Genomic DNA, 17,685 nt, shown 5'->3' with positions numbered 1-17,685 from the left:
CTTATAATGCTTTTTCTAATAACTTACGCTTTGCAAAAATCATTCGACCAGCAGATGTTTGTAGTACACTCGTAACGAGTACATCAAGTTGTGAACCAACATATTCTCGTCCATCTTCTACTACAATCATTGTACCATCATCTAAATAAGCAACACCTTGATTTTGTTCTTTTCCATCTTTAACAACATAAACGCTTAGTTCTTCACCTGGAAGTACAACCGGTTTGATTGCATTTGCTAAATCATTAATGTTCAGAACGGTTACTCCTTGTAGTTCAGAAACTTTATTTAAATTAAAATCATTTGTGACAACAGTACCACCAGTTATCTTCGCTAATTTCACAAGTTTGCTATCGACTTCTTGAATGTCTTCGAAATCACCTTCATAAATCTCTACTGGAATTGGCATCTCTTTTTGAATACGATTTAAGATATCTAATCCTCTACGTCCTCGATTACGCTTTAATGCATCAGAAGAATCGGCAATATGTTGTAACTCTTCTAATACAAATTGAGGAATCACAATTGTTCCTTCTAGAAACTTTGTTTGACAAATATCCGCAATACGTCCATCGATAATTACACTTGTATCAAGAATCTTCCAATGAGAAGAAGATTCTTCGACCCCTGTTTCTGCTTCAGCCTCTTCATTCCCACTATTGTTATTTTTCTTCTTACCACCGCGCTGTGGTAATGTAAATAACCCTAACAATTCATTTCTCTTTTTAAATCCTACTTGGAATCCTAAGTAACCAAGTAAAAGTGTAAAGAAGATTTGTAATACAGTGCTAATGACCGGGATTGTAAACTCCCGAATTGGTATCAAAATTAAATATGCAACAATAAGACCCGAAATTAATCCAAGCGTACCAAATAAAACATCTGTTACTGGCGCCTTTACAAGGGCTTCTTCAATATGTTTAATAAGCTGAACAATATAATCTACGAGCCAAAATGTTGTTAAAAATAAAATAATTGCACCAATAATTGCACGAACATACGAACCTTCAAGCAAAGGTACTGCACCAATGTCCAATACATTAATAACTTTCGGGATTAAATAAATCCCGAGCGCCCCTCCAATTACTAAAAAGAAGAGCTGTACGATCCGTCTTAACATCCAACCACCTCCTACTCATTATTAACCATTGTTTTGCTAATCAAAACGCCGAATGCAAAAGCGGACGTGTCTTTTCATAAATTGTTTTATTTACCAATATAACATATCATATACCAAAAATGTGTTAGTGTCGTTATATTATGAAATCAATGTAATATTCTTAATTGTGTCTACTCATATACAAATGCTCTTGTATTCGTTTTAAACCTTCTCGTATTTTTTTCGCCCGAACTTCTCCAATTCCTTCTACATCATCTAACTCATTAATACTCGCACGACAAACACCTTGCAATGTTTTAAATCGATTGATCAAGTTTTCAATAATAAGAGGTGGTACCCTAGAAATTTTACTTGTAATCCTATATCCTCTCGGTGTAACACTTTCCTCTAAACTCATTTGCCCCGGGTAACCAAGTAATTTCACTAAATCACTATCTTCTAAAAGCTGCGCGTTTGCAAGTTCCTGTAATTTTTTTAAAATTTGATAGTGATCCTGCGTCTTTTCTTGATAATAGTCTTTAATTAATAGTGCTGCTTCTGCTTCTAAATCTGCCAATAGCTCCGTAAGCTGCAAACGAATAAGTCTGCCTTCTGTTCCTAATTCATGAATATAACTTAGAATTTCATTCTTAATACGGAGTACCATCTCAACGCTATGTAGGACATGGACTACTTCAGACATTGTAACAACTTCCTCAAATTCTAGAATACCCAAGTTCGTAATACCATCATTCCATACTGCCTTATATTTTTCTAAAGTTTGAATAGCCTGATTTGCCTTTGTTAAAATAACACCTATATCTTTTAATGTATAACGTAAACTTCCCTGATATAGCGTAATTACGTTACGTCTTTGTGAAATAGCAACTACAAGACTTCCTGTTTGCTTCGCTACGCGCTCTGCTGTACGATGGCGCATCCCTGTTTCAATAGAATCAATAGATGACTCGGGAACCAGTTGTGCATTTGCAATCAAAATTTTACTTCCCGTCTCATTTAAAATAAGAGCTCCATCCATTTTTGCTAATTCGTATAAACTAGCGGGAGAGAATGCACAATTAATGTGAAATCCTCCATCAACAATGCTTTTAATCTGATCATTATATCCAAGGACAATTAAACCACCTGTTTGCGCGCGAAGTACATTATCAATACCTTCTCGCAAAGGTGTCCCTGGTGCAACAAGCTGTAAAATATTAATCATACTTTTTTTGACACGTTGCTTGTTTTCTTCCATAGCCTAGCCTCCTAATGTCAAACGAAGCGCCTCTCCTAAATTAGAAACACCAACTACTTCAATCCCATCCGGAATTGTCCAACCCCCTAAATTTTTTCGTGGGATAATGGCACGTTGAAACCCTAGTTTAGCCGCTTCTTGTACTCGTTGTTCAATTCTCGATACCCTTCTTATTTCGCCAGTTAATCCAACTTCTCCTATTACCGCATCGGTTGGTGCAGTTGACTTATCTCGAAAACTCGATGCAATACTTAAAGCGACCGCCAAATCAATTGCTGGTTCATCCAATCTTAACCCTCCAGCAACCTTTAAATACGCATCTTGGTTTTGTAATAATAAACCTGCTCTTTTTTCTAGTACCGCCATAATAAGCGATACACGATTATGATCAATCCCTGTAGCCATTCTTCTTGGATTTCCAAAACTAGTAGGAGAAATTAATGCTTGTATTTCTACTAAAACTGGCCTTGTCCCTTCCATGGAAGCAACAACTGTAGAACCAGCGACTCCAACTGGTCTTTCTTCTAGAAAAATTTCTGAAGGATTTAATACTTCTGCAAGACCTAATTCCTTCATTTCAAATATACCCATCTCATTTGTAGAACCAAAACGATTTTTAACCGCCCGCAATATACGATATGTGTGATGACGGTCTCCTTCAAAATAAAGAACCGCATCCACCATATGTTCTAACATACGTGGTCCTGCAATTGCGCCTTCTTTGGTCACATGTCCTACGATAAAAATCGGGATTCCTTTCGTTTTTGCAAGTTTCATCAGTTCTGCTGTACATTCACGTACTTGTGAAACACTTCCTGGCGCTGAAGTTACTTCTGGTAAATAAATAGTTTGAATGGAATCAATGACAACAAAGGAAGGATTCATTTCGTCGATATGTGCTGCAATTCTCTGTAAATCTGTTTCTGAAACAACAAATAAGTTATTTCCATTTACATGTAGACGGTCTGCACGAAGTTTAATTTGTTTTGCTGATTCTTCACCAGATATATACAATACATCATACGCAGAATCTGCTAATTGCGATGATATTTGTAGTAATAAAGTTGATTTCCCAATTCCAGGGTCTCCTCCAATAAGTACGAGAGAACCATCAACAATTCCTCCACCGAGCACACGATTAAATTCTTGAAATTTCGTTTCAATTCGTGCCTCTGACTTTGTTTCTACCTCTGTAAGACGCCTTGGCTTCGTTACTTCCGTTTGAATCGCATTTGCATAGTTGATACGACGGGAGGATACAACTTGTTCCATCTCTTCAACAAGCGTATTCCATTGCCCACATCCAGGACACTTCCCCATATATTTTGGTGACTGATAACCACATTCTTGACATATAAATTTCGTTTTCTTTTTAGCCATCTTGTTTTTTACTTCACTTCACTTTCATATGTAAACATATATCCTTCTTGTACAAGAAAGAGGGCTATTATTTAGCCCTCTTCGTTTGTCTATACTTATTTTACCTTTTCTGCACTACGAATGACAAATGATTCTCCTTCAGCATCGAAGACAACTTTTTGACCTTTCTCAATTGCTCCTTTTAGAAGCTCTTCTGATAATCGATCTTCCACATGTTTTTGAATTGCTCGGCGTAGTGGCCGAGCACCATACTCACGATCAAATCCTTGATCAGCAATCGCTTCAATCGCTGCGCTTGTTAACTCTAATTCAATTTCTTGTTCTTTTAAACGGCCCACCAATTGATTCACCATGAGCGTTACAATTTCCTGAATGTGTTTTTTCTCAAGCATATGGAACACAATGATTTCATCGATACGGTTTAAGAATTCTGGACGAAATGCTTTTTTCAATTCATCCATTACTTTACCCTTCATATCCGAATAATCACGGCTCTCATCTTGTACGTTAAAACCAAGATGTTTATTACGTTTTAATGCCTCAGCACCAACGTTAGAAGTCATAATAACAATTGTATTACGGAAATCCACTGTGCGTCCTTTAGAATCTGTTAAACGGCCATCTTCTAACACCTGCAGTAAGATGTTAAATACATCTGGATGTGCCTTCTCTACTTCATCTAATAGAACGACAGAATATGGTTTACGACGAACTTTTTCCGTCAATTGACCGCCCTCTTCGTACCCAACATACCCTGGAGGAGATCCAACTAAGCGAGAAGTAGAATGTTTCTCCATGTACTCAGACATATCAATCCGAATCATCGCATCTTCATCACCAAACATGGATTCCGCCAGCGCTCTTGCTAATTCGGTTTTACCTACCCCAGTGGGTCCCAAGAAAATAAATGAACCAATTGGACGTTTTGGATCTTTTAAACCTGCTCGTGCACGGCGCACTGCTTTCGCTACCGCAATAACAGCTTCATCTTGACCAATTACACGGTCATGTAAAATGGATTCTAGATTCAATAATTTGTTTGTTTCTGTTTGTGCAAGTTTAGAAACTGGAATACGCGTCCACGTAGAAACAACATTTGCAATATCCTCTACTGTTACTTCAGAGTTTTCTTTTCCTTGCTGCTCTTTCCACTGACGTTTTGTATCTTCTAACTTTTCACGTAAACGTTGTTCCATATCGCGTAAAGAAGCTGCCTTTTCAAACTCTTGGCTCTGTACAGCTGCATCTTTTTCTTTTCGAATTTCTTCAAGCTTCACTTCAAGTTCTTTTAAATTTGGTGGTGTTGTATAAGAACGTAAGCGTACTTTTGAAGCTGCTTCATCGATTAAGTCAATTGCTTTATCAGGCAAAAAGCGATCTGTAATATAACGATCTGAAAGTTTTACAGATGCATCAATTGCATCATCCGTAATGGAAACACGATGATGCGCTTCGTAACGGTCACGTAATCCTTTTAAAATTTGAATCGATTCTTCTAAGCTCGGTTCATCAACATGAATTGGTTGGAAACGTCTTTCCAGCGCTGCATCTTTTTCAATGTATTTACGATACTCATCTAACGTTGTCGCTCCAATGCATTGCAATTCACCACGTGCTAATGATGGTTTTAAAATATTGGATGCGTCAATCGCACCTTCTGCACCACCTGCACCAATTAATGTATGAAGTTCGTCAATAAACAAGATAATATTACCCGCTTGTCGAATTTCATCCATCACTTTCTTTAAGCGGTCTTCAAATTCACCACGATACTTCGTACCAGCAACAACTGTACCCATATCTAACGTCATAACACGCTTATCACGTAATGTTTCTGGAACTTCATTATTTACAATTTGCTGTGCTAGGCCCTCAGCTATTGCCGTTTTACCTACCCCAGGTTCTCCGATCAATACTGGGTTATTCTTAGTTCTGCGGCTCAGTACTTCAATAACACGTTGAATCTCTTTACTACGGCCAATAACAGGATCTAGGCGCCCTTCACGTGCCACAACCGTTAAATCACGTGCTAGACTATCAAGCGTTGGTGTATTTGCATTTGCTGATGCACCACCTTGATGACCTGATGTAGCTTCATTGCTTCCAAGGAGCTGTAATACTTGCTGTCTTGCTTTATTTAAACTTACACCTAAGTTATTTAATACTCGCGCCGCAACGCCTTCACCTTCACGAATCAATCCTAATAAAATATGTTCTGTTCCGACATAAGAATGACCAAGTTTACGTGCCTCATCCATTGATAATTCAATTACTTTTTTTGCACGCGGTGTATAATGAACCGTTTGAGACATCTCTGTTCCACGGCCAATCAATGCCTCTACCTCTTTTTGTACCTTCTCCGGGCTTAATCCAAGGGCGATTAACGCTTTAGCTGCAATTCCTTCACCTTCGCGTACAAGCCCAAGTAAAATATGTTCTGTTCCAATATTATTATGCCCAATGCGAATTGCCTCTTCTTGAGATAAAGCTAATACTTTCTGTGCTCGTTCTGTAAATCTTCCAAACATCATAGAAATCGCCTCCTACTTGCGCTCAATTTTGTTCAATTCGTAGTCGTTCACGTATTAATGTTGCTCTTCGATAATCCCTTTCTTCTGGACTCAAAGAGCCACCCGCGTATTGCTGTAAAATTCCAGGCTGAGTTAGTACCATCAACTCGGTTAAAATATTTCTTGATATATTTTTTATATAACCAAGATCAATGCCTAGCCGCATATCTGACAGACAAGTAGCCGCCTCTGCCGATTGAATTAATCGACTATTGGCCAGTATACCGTAAGAACGATATACTCGGTCTTCAAGTTCAATACTTGAATTTTTCATAATCAATTCTCGAGCTACTCTTTCTTGTTGTATAAGCTGATGAACGACACTCTCTAAGTCTGCTAGAATATCTTCTTCTGATTTTCCTAATGTCATTTGATTAGAAATTTGAAATATATTACCTAAGGCTTCGCTACCTTCACCGTATATTCCTCTTACGACTAAACCCAATTGTTGAATTGCTTGTATAATACGACTCATTCGTTTCGTCAAAACAAGTGCTGGTAAATGTATCATCACCGAAGCCCGTAACCCCGTTCCAACATTTGTGGGGCAACTTGTCATATAGCCAAGCGCTTCATCAAAAGCATATTCAACTGCTCCTTCAATCCAATTATCCATTTTGTTTGCGCGTTGTAGCGCCTCTGATAATTGCAATCCTGAGAGCAAACATTGAATTCGCACATGATCTTCTTCATTAAGCATCACACTTATATGTTCATCTTCTGATAGTAAACAAGCACCAAATTCTGTTCCAGCAAGATTAGGACTGATTAAATGTTTTTCTACTAAAACTCTTCGCTGAAGTGGATTTAGTTCGTTCATCTTTAACAGTTCAAAACTCCCAAAAGATTTCACTTTCCGATTTGCCAGTTTCTTTTGAAATAAATTAGTAATCTGCTTAGCTTCTTCGTTTGTCTGCATAGTAGGGAAATGATAATCTTTTAAATTACGAGCCAAGCGAATGCGACTACTTAAAACAATATCAGAATCAGGGCCATCTCCCTTCATCCATGGACTAATTGCTTCATTCATAATACGATCTAGTGACATAGAATTATTCCCCCTTTCTATGTCCACTAAGTTGATTTATAATACTTCGAATTTGATCACGAATTTGAGCTGCTTCCTCAAATTCTTCTTTCTGTACACATTGCTTTAATTTTAATTTTAGTTCATCTAATTCTTTCTTTAGATGAATATTTCCTCCCATACGCTCTGGAATTTTTCCACAATGTTGTGTATAACCACCATGAAGTCGCTTCAACATGGGCTTTAGTTGTTCCTTAAATGTCTCATAACACGAAGCGCATCCAAAGCGTCCCACTTTTGCAAACTGTTCATATGTCATATTGCAAGTTGAACACCGTAACACCCTTGTATCTAAAAAATTATCCTCTTGGTTTTCAAACATTGATGATTCTCCATGTAGCAATCCAGCTAGTAAGTCATGAAAGGAAAAACTAGGTTGTGGTGATTGAAAGAAAGACGTATAGCCATTTTGTTCTGCACATTGCTCACAAAGATGAACTTCCGTCTTTTGTCCGTTTATCACTTTTGTATAATGTAAAGCTGCTGGTCTTACATTGCAATTTTGACAAGTCATCTTATATCCCCACCTTCACAATAGGAACAATCTAATTCATGATACTTTTTATACGTGACTAGATTATTTTGTTCACTTAATCTCGCCTATAAAAAGCCTCACGATAAAATGATATACCGCTAAAAACATTTTTAACAAAAGCTGTATTTATTTATATTTCAGTGTCCTCAACATTGCGCATAATATTCGAGCCCTAAGTTGATCCCGCGAAGGCAAATCCATTAATAATACGGATCGATCTAATACGCTCAGCATAAGTTTTGCTTCCCGATTTGTCACAATATCTTCTTCTACTAATCGTATGATGATACTTTCCGCATTTCCCTGCGCAATGCTATGCTCAATCATATGAAGCATTTGATCAATAATGTCTACATCGTCATGCAATTTGACTTTGATAATGCGAATGTAACCACCGCCGCCTCGTTTACTTTCAACGACAAACCCTCTTTCTAACGTAAAGCGAGTATTGATTACATAATTAATTTGAGATGGGACACAATCAAATCGGTCCGCAATCTCATTTCTCTTAATCTCAATCACATTATTATTGCTTAAGTCAATAACTTGCTTTAGATGTTGCTCAATGATATCAGATATATTTCTCATTTATCCGCCACCTTTATTGACTTTGACTATCTTTGACTTTAATTATATACGTATTAAAGAAATTTGCAACTCTTTTGCTTCTTCACTATCCTAGCCAAAATTTTAGTTCTTTAATCACTGAGTTCATATTTTATATAACAAGATAAATTTCCCAGTTTTATTGCATAGTAATACAAAAAAAGCACGAGTCAATTGACTCGTGCTTTTTTTGCTTGGCGACGTCCTACTCTCACAGGGACAAGGTCCCAACTACCATCGGCGCTAGAGAGCTTAACTTCCGTGTTCGGTATGGGAACGGGTGTGACCTCTCTGCCATCATCACCAAACTATTGAAGGCATATTCCTTCAAAACTAGATAACATTTGCTTCATATTATATGGTTAAGTCCTCGATCTATTAGTATTCGTCAGCTCCACATGTCACCATGCTTCCACCTCGAACCTATCAACCTGATCATCTTTCAGGGATCTTACTAGCTTACGCTATGGGAAATCTCATCTTGAGGGGGGCTTCATGCTTAGATGCTTTCAGCACTTATCCCTTCCGCACATAGCTACCCAGCTATGCCCTTGGCAGAACAACTGGTACACCAGCGGTGCGTCCATCCCGGTCCTCTCGTACTAAGGACAGCTCCTCTCAAATTTCCTACGCCCACGACGGATAGGGACCGAACTGTCTCACGACGTTCTGAACCCAGCTCGCGTACCGCTTTAATGGGCGAACAGCCCAACCCTTGGGACCGACTACAGCCCCAGGATGCGATGAGCCGACATCGAGGTGCCAAACCTCCCCGTCGATGTGGACTCTTGGGGGAGATAAGCCTGTTATCCCCGGGGTAGCTTTTATCCGTTGAGCGATGGCCCTTCCATGCGGAACCACCGGATCACTAAGCCCGACTTTCGTCCCTGCTCGACTTGTAGGTCTCGCAGTCAAGCTCCCTTATGCCTTTGCACTCTACGAATGATTTCCAACCATTCTGAGGGAACCTTTGGGCGCCTCCGTTACACTTTAGGAGGCGACCGCCCCAGTCAAACTGCCCACCTGACACTGTCTCCCGGGTCGATAAGACCCGTAGGTTAGAATTTCAATACAGCCAGGGCGGTATCCCACCAGCGCCTCCACCGAAGCTAGCGCTCCGGCTTCAAAGGCTCCCGCCTATCCTGTACAAGCTGTACCAAAATTCAATATCAGGCTACAGTAAAGCTCCACGGGGTCTTTCCGTCCTGTCGCGGGTAACCTGCATCTTCACAGGTACTATAATTTCACCGAGTCTCTGGTTGAGACAGTGCCCAAATCGTTACACCTTTCGTGCGGGTCGGAACTTACCCGACAAGGAATTTCGCTACCTTAGGACCGTTATAGTTACGGCCGCCGTTTACTGGGGCTTCAGTTCAGAGCTTCGCTTGCGCTAACCCCTCTCCTTAACCTTCCAGCACCGGGCAGGTGTCAGCCCCTATACTTCGCCTTACGGCTTCGCAGAGACCTGTGTTTTTGCTAAACAGTCGCTTGGGCCTATTCACTGCGGCTTTCCGTTAAGAAAGCACCCCTTCTCCCGAAGTTACGGGGTCATTTTGCCGAGTTCCTTAACCAGAGTTCTCTCGCTCACCTTAGGATTCTCTCCTCGCCTACCTGTGTCGGTTTGCGGTACAGGCACCTTTTATCTCGCTAGAAGCTTTTCTTGGCAGCGGGGAATCAAAGACTTCGCTCCATAAGGAGCTTCCCCATCACAGCTCAGCCTTCACGATAAGCGGATTTGCCTACTTATCAGCCTAACTGCTTGGACGTGCACAACCAATCGCACGCTTCTTCTATCCTTCTGCGTCCCTCCATTGCTCAAACGATAAAGAGGTGGTACAGGAATATCAACCTGTTGTCCATCGCCTACGCCTGTCGGCCTCGGCTTAGGTCCTGACTAACCCTGAGCGGACGAGCCTTCCTCAGGAAACCTTAGGCATTCGGTGGACGGGATTCTCACCCGTCTTTCGCTACTCATACCGGCATTCTCACTTCTAAGCACTCCACCAGTCCTTCCGGTCTGACTTCACTGTCCTTAGAACGCTCCCCTACCACTGATACGTAAGTATCAATCCGCAGCTTCGGTGGTGTATTTAGCCCCGGTACATTTTCGGCGCAGAGTCACTCGACTAGTGAGCTATTACGCACTCTTTAAATGGTGGCTGCTTCTAAGCCAACATCCTAGTTGTCTAAGCAACTCCACATCCTTTTCCACTTAATACACACTTTGGGACCTTAGCTGGCGGTCTGGGCTGTTTCCCTTTTGACTACGGATCTTATCACTCGCAGTCTGACTCCCAAGGATAAGTCATTGGCATTCGGAGTTTGACTGAATTCGGTAATCCGATGAGGACCCCTAGTCCAATCAGTGCTCTACCTCCAAGACTCTAACACTTGAGGCTAGCCCTAAAGCTATTTCGGGGAGAACCAGCTATCTCCAGGTTCGATTGGAATTTCTCCGCTACCCACACCTCATCCCCGCACTTTTCAACGTGCGTGGGTTCGGGCCTCCATTCAGTGTTACCTGAACTTCACCCTGGACATGGGTAGATCACCTGGTTTCGGGTCTACGACCACGTACTAAACGCCCTATTCAGACTCGCTTTCGCTACGGCTCCGCCTCTTCAGCTTAACCTCGCACGGGATCGTAACTCGCCGGTTCATTCTACAAAAGGCACGCCATCACCCGTTAACGGGCTCTGACTATTTGTAGGCACACGGTTTCAGGATCTCTTTCACTCCCCTTCCGGGGTGCTTTTCACCTTTCCCTCACGGTACTGGTTCACTATCGATCACTAGGGAGTATTTAGCCTTGGGAGATGGTCCTCCCGGATTCCGACGGAATTTCACGTGTTCCGCCGTACTCAGGATACATTCAAGAGAGAACGAAGTTTCGACTACGGGGTTGTTACCCTCTGTGACGAGCCTTTCCAGACTGCTTCGTCTACCTCGTTCCTTTGTAACTCCGTATAGAATGTCCTACAACCCCAAGAGGCAAGCCTCTTGGTTTGGGCTAGATTCCGTTTCGCTCGCCGCTACTCAGGAAATCGCATTTGCTTTCTCTTCCTCCAGGTACTTAGATGTTTCAGTTCCCTGGGTCTGTCTTCCTTACCCTATGTATTCAGATAAGGATACCATACCATTACGTATGGTGGGTTTCCCCATTCGGAAATCTTCGGATCAAAGCTTACTTACAGCTCCCCGAAGCATATCGGCGTTAGTCCCGTCCTTCATCGACTCCTAGTGTCAAGGCATCCACCGTGCGCCCTTTCTAACTTAACCAAACTAAAATTAAAAAATATGAGCTACACTGTTATCTAGTTTTCAAAGAACATACATTTATTTCTGAGAGATAGTTCTCTCAAAACTGAACAAAACGAAACACGGAAACTTATATTGATGAACAGCGTTCATCAATTCTCCATAGAAAGGAGGTGATCCAGCCGCACCTTCCGATACGGCTACCTTGTTACGACTTCACCCCAATCATCTGTCCCACCTTAGGCGGCTGGCTCCAAAAGGTTACCCCACCGACTTCGGGTGTTACAAACTCTCGTGGTGTGACGGGCGGTGTGTACAAGGCCCGGGAACGTATTCACCGCGGCATGCTGATCCGCGATTACTAGCGATTCCAGCTTCATGTAGGCGAGTTGCAGCCTACAATCCGAACTGAGAACGGTTTTATGAGATTAGCTCCACCTCGCGGTCTTGCAGCTCTTTGTACCGTCCATTGTAGCACGTGTGTAGCCCAGGTCATAAGGGGCATGATGATTTGACGTCATCCCCACCTTCCTCCGGTTTGTCACCGGCAGTCACCTTAGAGTGCCCAACTTAATGATGGCAACTAAGATCAAGGGTTGCGCTCGTTGCGGGACTTAACCCAACATCTCACGACACGAGCTGACGACAACCATGCACCACCTGTCACTCTGCCCCCGAAGGGGAAGCCCTATCTCTAGGGTTGTCAGAGGATGTCAAGACCTGGTAAGGTTCTTCGCGTTGCTTCGAATTAAACCACATGCTCCACCGCTTGTGCGGGCCCCCGTCAATTCCTTTGAGTTTCAGCCTTGCGGCCGTACTCCCCAGGCGGAGTGCTTAATGCGTTAACTTCAGCACTAAAGGGCGGAAACCCTCTAACACTTAGCACTCATCGTTTACGGCGTGGACTACCAGGGTATCTAATCCTGTTTGCTCCCCACGCTTTCGCGCCTCAGTGTCAGTTACAGACCAGAAAGTCGCCTTCGCCACTGGTGTTCCTCCATATCTCTACGCATTTCACCGCTACACATGGAATTCCACTTTCCTCTTCTGCACTCAAGTCTCCCAGTTTCCAATGACCCTCCACGGTTGAGCCGTGGGCTTTCACATCAGACTTAAGAAACCACCTGCGCGCGCTTTACGCCCAATAATTCCGGATAACGCTTGCCACCTACGTATTACCGCGGCTGCTGGCACGTAGTTAGCCGTGGCTTTCTGGTTAGGTACCGTCAAGGTGCCAGCTTATTCAACTAGCACTTGTTCTTCCCTAACAACAGAGTTTTACGACCCGAAAGCCTTCATCACTCACGCGGCGTTGCTCCGTCAGACTTTCGTCCATTGCGGAAGATTCCCTACTGCTGCCTCCCGTAGGAGTCTGGGCCGTGTCTCAGTCCCAGTGTGGCCGATCACCCTCTCAGGTCGGCTACGCATCGTTGCCTTGGTGAGCCGTTACCTCACCAACTAGCTAATGCGACGCGGGTCCATCCATAAGTGACAGCCGAAGCCGCCTTTCAATTTCGCACCATGCGGTGCAAAATGTTATCCGGTATTAGCCCCGGTTTCCCGGAGTTATCCCAGTCTTATGGGCAGGTTACCCACGTGTTACTCACCCGTCCGCCGCTAACTTCATAAGAGCAAGCTCTTAATCCATTCGCTCGACTTGCATGTATTAGGCACGCCGCCAGCGTTCATCCTGAGCCAGGATCAAACTCTCCAATAAAGTTAGTTTGTCTAGCATCTAAAATAAAAATTGACGTTTCACGTTGTTTGTTTCGTTCAGTTTTCAAAGAACTTTTGGTGGAGCCTAGCGGGATCGAACCGCTGACCTCCTGCGTGCAAGGCAGGCGCTCTCCCAGCTGAGCTAAGGCCCCATATTTAAAATATCGGGAAGACAGGATTTGAACCTGCGACCCCCTGGTCCCAAACCAGGTGCTCTACCAAGCTGAGCCACTTCCCGAAGGAAAAACGCGCCCGAGAGGACTCGAACCCCTAACCTTTTGATCCGTAGTCAAACGCTCTATCCAATTGAGCTACGGGCGCATATGGTGCCGAGGGCGGGGGTCGAACCCGCACGGTGGTCACCCACCGCAGGATTTTAAGTCCTGTGCGTCTGCCTGTTCCGCCACCCCGGCATATCATATTGTAAATTGGAGCGGAAGACGGGATTCGAACCCGCGACCCCAACCTTGGCAAGGTTGTATTCTACCACTGAACTACTTCCGCTCGATATGAAATTCATTTTGTTTATAAAGTGCGGGTGAAGGGAGTCGAACCCCCACGCCAAAGGCGCCAGATCCTAAGTCTGGTGCGTCTGCCAATTCCGCCACACCCGCAAAACATTATAAATGGTGAGCCATGAAGGACTCGAACCTTCGACCCTCTGATTAAAAGTCAGATGCTCTACCAACTGAGCTAATGGCTCGTACAATAAAAACTGGTGCCGGCTAGAGGACTTGAACCCCCAACCTACTGATTACAAGTCAGTTGCTCTACCAATTGAGCTAAGCCGGCGTATATGGTGGAGGATGACGGGATCGAACCGCCGACCCCCTGCTTGTAAGGCAGGTGCTCTCCCAGCTGAGCTAATCCTCCATTTGCCTGGCAACGTCCTACTCTCACAGGGGCAAGGCCCCAACTACCATCGGCGCTAGAGAGCTTAACTTCCGTGTTCGGTATGGGAACGGGTGTGACCTCTCTGCCATCATTACCAGACTTTTATTATTATACACATTCTTTTCAGAATGTCAACAGGAATTTCAAATATATATTCCTTCAAAACTAGATAACATTTGCTTCATATTATATGGTTAAGTCCTCGATCTATTAGTATTCGTCAGCTCCACATGTCACCATGCTTCCACCTCGAACCTATCAACCTGATCATCTTTCAGGGATCTTACTAGCTTACGCTATGGGAAATCTCATCTTGAGGGGGGCTTCATGCTTAGATGCTTTCAGCACTTATCCCTTCCGCACATAGCTACCCAGCTATGCCCTTGGCAGAACAACTGGTACACCAGCGGTGCGTCCATCCCGGTCCTCTCGTACTAAGGACAGCTCCTCTCAAATTTCCTACGCCCACGACGGATAGGGACCGAACTGTCTCACGACGTTCTGAACCCAGCTCGCGTACCGCTTTAATGGGCGAACAGCCCAACCCTTGGGACCGACTACAGCCCCAGGATGCGATGAGCCGACATCGAGGTGCCAAACCTCCCCGTCGATGTGGACTCTTGGGGGAGATAAGCCTGTTATCCCCGGGGTAGCTTTTATCCGTTGAGCGATGGCCCTTCCATGCGGAACCACCGGATCACTAAGCCCGACTTTCGTCCCTGCTCGACTTGTAGGTCTCGCAGTCAAGCTCCCTTATGCCTTTGCACTCTACGAATGATTTCCAACCATTCTGAGGGAACCTTTGGGCGCCTCCGTTACACTTTAGGAGGCGACCGCCCCAGTCAAACTGCCCACCTGACACTGTCTCCCGGGTCGATAAGACCCGTAGGTTAGAATTTCAATACAGCCAGGGCGGTATCCCACCAGCGCCTCCACCGAAGCTAGCGCTCCGGCTTCAAAGGCTCCCGCCTATCCTGTACAAGCTGTACCAAAATTCAATATCAGGCTACAGTAAAGCTCCACGGGGTCTTTCCGTCCTGTCGCGGGTAACCTGCATCTTCACAGGTACTATAATTTCACCGAGTCTCTGGTTGAGACAGTGCCCAAATCGTTACACCTTTCGTGCGGGTCGGAACTTACCCGACAAGGAATTTCGCTACCTTAGGACCGTTATAGTTACGGCCGCCGTTTACTGGGGCTTCAGTTCAGAGCTTCGCTTGCGCTAACCCCTCTCCTTAACCTTCCAGCACCGGGCAGGTGTCAGCCCCTATACTTCGCCTTACGGCTTCGCAGAGACCTGTGTTTTTGCTAAACAGTCGCTTGGGCCTATTCACTGCGGCTTTCCGTTAAGAAAGCACCCCTTCTCCCGAAGTTACGGGGTCATTTTGCCGAGTTCCTTAACCAGAGTTCTCTCGCTCACCTTAGGATTCTCTCCTCGCCTACCTGTGTCGGTTTGCGGTACAGGCACCTTTTATCTCGCTAGAAGCTTTTCTTGGCAGCGGGGAATCAAAGACTTCGCTCCATAAGGAGCTTCCCCATCACAGCTCAGCCTTCACGATAAGCGGATTTGCCTACTTATCAGCCTAACTGCTTGGACGTGCACAACCAATCGCACGCTTCTTCTATCCTTCTGCGTCCCTCCATTGCTCAAACGATAAAGAGGTGGTACAGGAATATCAACCTGTTGTCCATCGCCTACGCCTGTCGGCCTCGGCTTAGGTCCTGACTAACCCTGAGCGGACGAGCCTTCCTCAGGAAACCTTAGGCATTCGGTGGACGGGATTCTCACCCGTCTTTCGCTACTCATACCGGCATTCTCACTTCTAAGCACTCCACCAGTCCTTCCGGTCTGACTTCACTGTCCTTAGAACGCTCCCCTACCACTGATACGTAAGTATCAATCCGCAGCTTCGGTGGTGTATTTAGCCCCGGTACATTTTCGGCGCAGAGTCACTCGACTAGTGAGCTATTACGCACTCTTTAAATGGTGGCTGCTTCTAAGCCAACATCCTAGTTGTCTAAGCAACTCCACATCCTTTTCCACTTAATACACACTTTGGGACCTTAGCTGGCGGTCTGGGCTGTTTCCCTTTTGACTACGGATCTTATCACTCGCAGTCTGACTCCCAAGGATAAGTCATTGGCATTCGGAGTTTGACTGAATTCGGTAATCCGATGAGGACCCCTAGTCCAATCAGTGCTCTACCTCCAAGACTCTAACACTTGAGGCTAGCCCTAAAGCTATTTCGGGGAGAACCAGCTATCTCCAGGTTCGATTGGAATTTCTCCGCTACCCACACCTCATCCCCGCACTTTTCAACGTGCGTGGGTTCGGGCCTCCATTCAGTGTTACCTGAACTTCACCCTGGACATGGGTAGATCACCTGGTTTCGGGTCTACGACCACGTACTAAACGCCCTATTCAGACTCGCTTTCGCTACGGCTCCGCCTCTTCAGCTTAACCTCGCACGGGATCGTAACTCGCCGGTTCATTCTACAAAAGGCACGCCATCACCCGTTAACGGGCTCTGACTATTTGTAGGCACACGGTTTCAGGATCTCTTTCACTCCCCTTCCGGGGTGCTTTTCACCTTTCCCTCACGGTACTGGTTCACTATCGATCACTAGGGAGTATTTAGCCTTGGGAGATGGTCCTCCCGGATTCCGACGGAATTTCACGTGTTCCGCCGTACTCAGGATACATTCAAGAGAGAACGAAGTTTCGACTACGGGGTTGTTACCCTCTGTGACGAGCCTTTCCAGACTGCTTCGTCTACCTCGTTCCTTTGTAACTCCGTATAGAATGTCCTACAACCCCAAGAGGCAAGCCTCTTGGTTTGGGCTAGATTCCGTTTCGCTCGCCGCTACTCAGGAAATCGCATTTGCTTTCTCTTCCTCCAGGTACTTAGATGTTTCAGTTCCCTGGGTCTGTCTTCCTTACCCTATGTATTCAGATAAGGATACCATACCATTACGTATGGTGGGTTTCCCCATTCGGAAATCTTCGGATCAAAGCTTACTTACAGCTCCCCGAAGCATATCGGCGTTAGTCCCGTCCTTCATCGACTCCTAGTGTCAAGGCATCCACCGTGCGCCCTTTCTAACTTAACCAAACTAAAATTAAAAAATATGAGCTACACTGTTATCTAGTTTTCAAAGAACATACATTTATTTCTGAGAGATAGTTCTCTCAAAACTGAACAAAACGAAACACGGAAACTTATATTGATGAACAGCGTTCATCAATTCTCCATAGAAAGGAGGTGATCCAGCCGCACCTTC

Annotated in this window: 7 protein-coding genes, 9 tRNA genes and 6 rRNA genes (1 of these 22 running past the window's edge); all 22 read right to left on the bottom strand. The window is 44.4% G+C overall.

Features of this window, described 5'->3' with window-relative positions; translation table 11 throughout:
- Window position 1 precedes the first annotated feature (1 nt).
- Window positions 2-1,120, bottom strand: a complete 1,119-nt coding sequence (locus QRY57_RS02180) for a PIN/TRAM domain-containing protein (RefSeq protein ID WP_090694445.1) — start codon at window positions 1,118-1,120, stop codon at window positions 2-4.
- Window positions 1,121-1,280: 160 nt separating this feature from the next.
- Window positions 1,281-2,357 carry a DNA integrity scanning diadenylate cyclase DisA gene (gene disA, locus QRY57_RS02175; protein ID WP_026593146.1) on the bottom strand — a complete coding sequence of 359 codons (1,077 nt, stop codon included), beginning with the start codon at window positions 2,355-2,357 and terminating at the stop codon, window positions 1,281-1,283.
- 3 nt (window positions 2,358-2,360) lie between these two features.
- Window positions 2,361-3,737 (bottom strand): DNA repair protein RadA, encoded by a 1,377-nt coding sequence (gene radA, locus QRY57_RS02170; RefSeq protein ID WP_026593145.1) that lies wholly within the window; start codon window positions 3,735-3,737, stop codon window positions 2,361-2,363.
- A gap of 95 nt (window positions 3,738-3,832) precedes the next feature.
- Window positions 3,833-6,268 carry an ATP-dependent protease ATP-binding subunit ClpC gene (clpC, locus tag QRY57_RS02165; RefSeq protein WP_286016584.1) on the bottom strand — a complete coding sequence of 812 codons (2,436 nt, stop codon included), beginning with the start codon at window positions 6,266-6,268 and terminating at the stop codon, window positions 3,833-3,835.
- A gap of 22 nt (window positions 6,269-6,290) precedes the next feature.
- Window positions 6,291-7,355, bottom strand: a complete 1,065-nt coding sequence (gene mcsB / locus QRY57_RS02160; protein WP_286016583.1) for a protein-arginine kinase McsB — start codon at window positions 7,353-7,355, stop codon at window positions 6,291-6,293.
- Between the two features lie 4 nt (window positions 7,356-7,359).
- Complete coding sequence (gene mcsA, locus QRY57_RS02155) at window positions 7,360-7,908, bottom strand: protein-arginine kinase activator protein McsA (RefSeq protein ID WP_026593142.1); 549 nt, start codon at window positions 7,906-7,908, stop codon at window positions 7,360-7,362.
- Window positions 7,909-8,055: 147 nt separating this feature from the next.
- Entirely contained in the window at window positions 8,056-8,517 is a 462-nt protein-coding gene (locus QRY57_RS02150) for a CtsR family transcriptional regulator (RefSeq protein WP_286016582.1), read from the bottom strand.
- 210 nt (window positions 8,518-8,727) lie between these two features.
- A 5S ribosomal RNA gene (rrf, locus tag QRY57_RS02145) occupies window positions 8,728-8,843 on the bottom strand.
- A 50-nt stretch (window positions 8,844-8,893) separates the two neighbouring features.
- Window positions 8,894-11,814 (bottom strand): 23S ribosomal RNA (locus QRY57_RS02140).
- Window positions 11,815-11,959: 145 nt separating this feature from the next.
- Window positions 11,960-13,510: ribosomal RNA gene (locus tag QRY57_RS02135) — 16S ribosomal RNA — on the bottom strand.
- Between the two features lie 75 nt (window positions 13,511-13,585).
- Window positions 13,586-13,661, bottom strand: a tRNA-Ala gene (locus QRY57_RS02130).
- 12 nt (window positions 13,662-13,673) lie between these two features.
- Window positions 13,674-13,747: transfer RNA gene (locus tag QRY57_RS02125), tRNA-Pro, on the bottom strand.
- 9 nt (window positions 13,748-13,756) lie between these two features.
- Window positions 13,757-13,830, bottom strand: a tRNA-Arg gene (locus QRY57_RS02120).
- Window positions 13,831-13,833: 3 nt separating this feature from the next.
- Window positions 13,834-13,922: transfer RNA gene (locus QRY57_RS02115), tRNA-Leu, on the bottom strand.
- A 16-nt stretch (window positions 13,923-13,938) separates the two neighbouring features.
- A tRNA-Gly gene (locus tag QRY57_RS02110) sits at window positions 13,939-14,013 on the bottom strand.
- Between the two features lie 29 nt (window positions 14,014-14,042).
- A tRNA-Leu gene (locus QRY57_RS02105) sits at window positions 14,043-14,123 on the bottom strand.
- 13 nt (window positions 14,124-14,136) lie between these two features.
- Window positions 14,137-14,212: transfer RNA gene (locus QRY57_RS02100), tRNA-Lys, on the bottom strand.
- Window positions 14,213-14,225: 13 nt separating this feature from the next.
- Window positions 14,226-14,301, bottom strand: a tRNA-Thr gene (locus QRY57_RS02095).
- A gap of 5 nt (window positions 14,302-14,306) precedes the next feature.
- Window positions 14,307-14,382 (bottom strand) — tRNA-Val (locus tag QRY57_RS02090).
- A 4-nt stretch (window positions 14,383-14,386) separates the two neighbouring features.
- Window positions 14,387-14,502: ribosomal RNA gene (rrf, locus tag QRY57_RS02085) — 5S ribosomal RNA — on the bottom strand.
- 91 nt (window positions 14,503-14,593) lie between these two features.
- Window positions 14,594-17,514: ribosomal RNA gene (locus tag QRY57_RS02080) — 23S ribosomal RNA — on the bottom strand.
- Window positions 17,515-17,659: 145 nt separating this feature from the next.
- Window positions 17,660-17,685: ribosomal RNA gene (locus QRY57_RS02075) — 16S ribosomal RNA — on the bottom strand; it runs 1,525 nt beyond the window's last position.
- The 16S, 23S and 5S rRNA genes sit together here with 9 tRNA genes alongside, the layout of an rRNA operon.

This window comes from Bacillus arachidis, from assembly GCF_030285945.1.
In the GTDB taxonomy this organism is placed as follows: domain Bacteria; phylum Bacillota; class Bacilli; order Bacillales; family Bacillaceae_G; genus Bacillus_A; species Bacillus_A arachidis.
The sequence above is the reverse complement of the archived record's forward strand: the minus strand, read 5'-3'. Positions and strand labels throughout refer to the sequence as shown.

Bases quoted from the DNA above. Each gene is read 5' to 3' on its own strand.
- QRY57_RS02150 (WP_286016582.1), bottom strand. From the start codon at position 8,517: ATGAGAAATATATCTGATATCATTGAGCAACATCTAAAGCAAGTTATT.
- disA (WP_026593146.1), bottom strand. From the start codon at position 2,357: ATGGAAGAAAACAAGCAACGTGTCAAAAAAAGTATGATTAATATTTTA.
- clpC (WP_286016584.1), bottom strand. From the start codon at position 6,268: ATGATGTTTGGAAGATTTACAGAACGAGCACAGAAAGTATTAGCTTTA.
- mcsA (WP_026593142.1), bottom strand. From the start codon at position 7,908: ATGACTTGTCAAAATTGCAATGTAAGACCAGCAGCTTTACATTATACA.
- mcsB (WP_286016583.1), bottom strand. From the start codon at position 7,355: ATGTCACTAGATCGTATTATGAATGAAGCAATTAGTCCATGGATGAAG.
- radA (WP_026593145.1), bottom strand. From the start codon at position 3,737: ATGGCTAAAAAGAAAACGAAATTTATATGTCAAGAATGTGGTTATCAG.
- QRY57_RS02180 (WP_090694445.1), bottom strand. From the start codon at position 1,120: ATGTTAAGACGGATCGTACAGCTCTTCTTTTTAGTAATTGGAGGGGCG.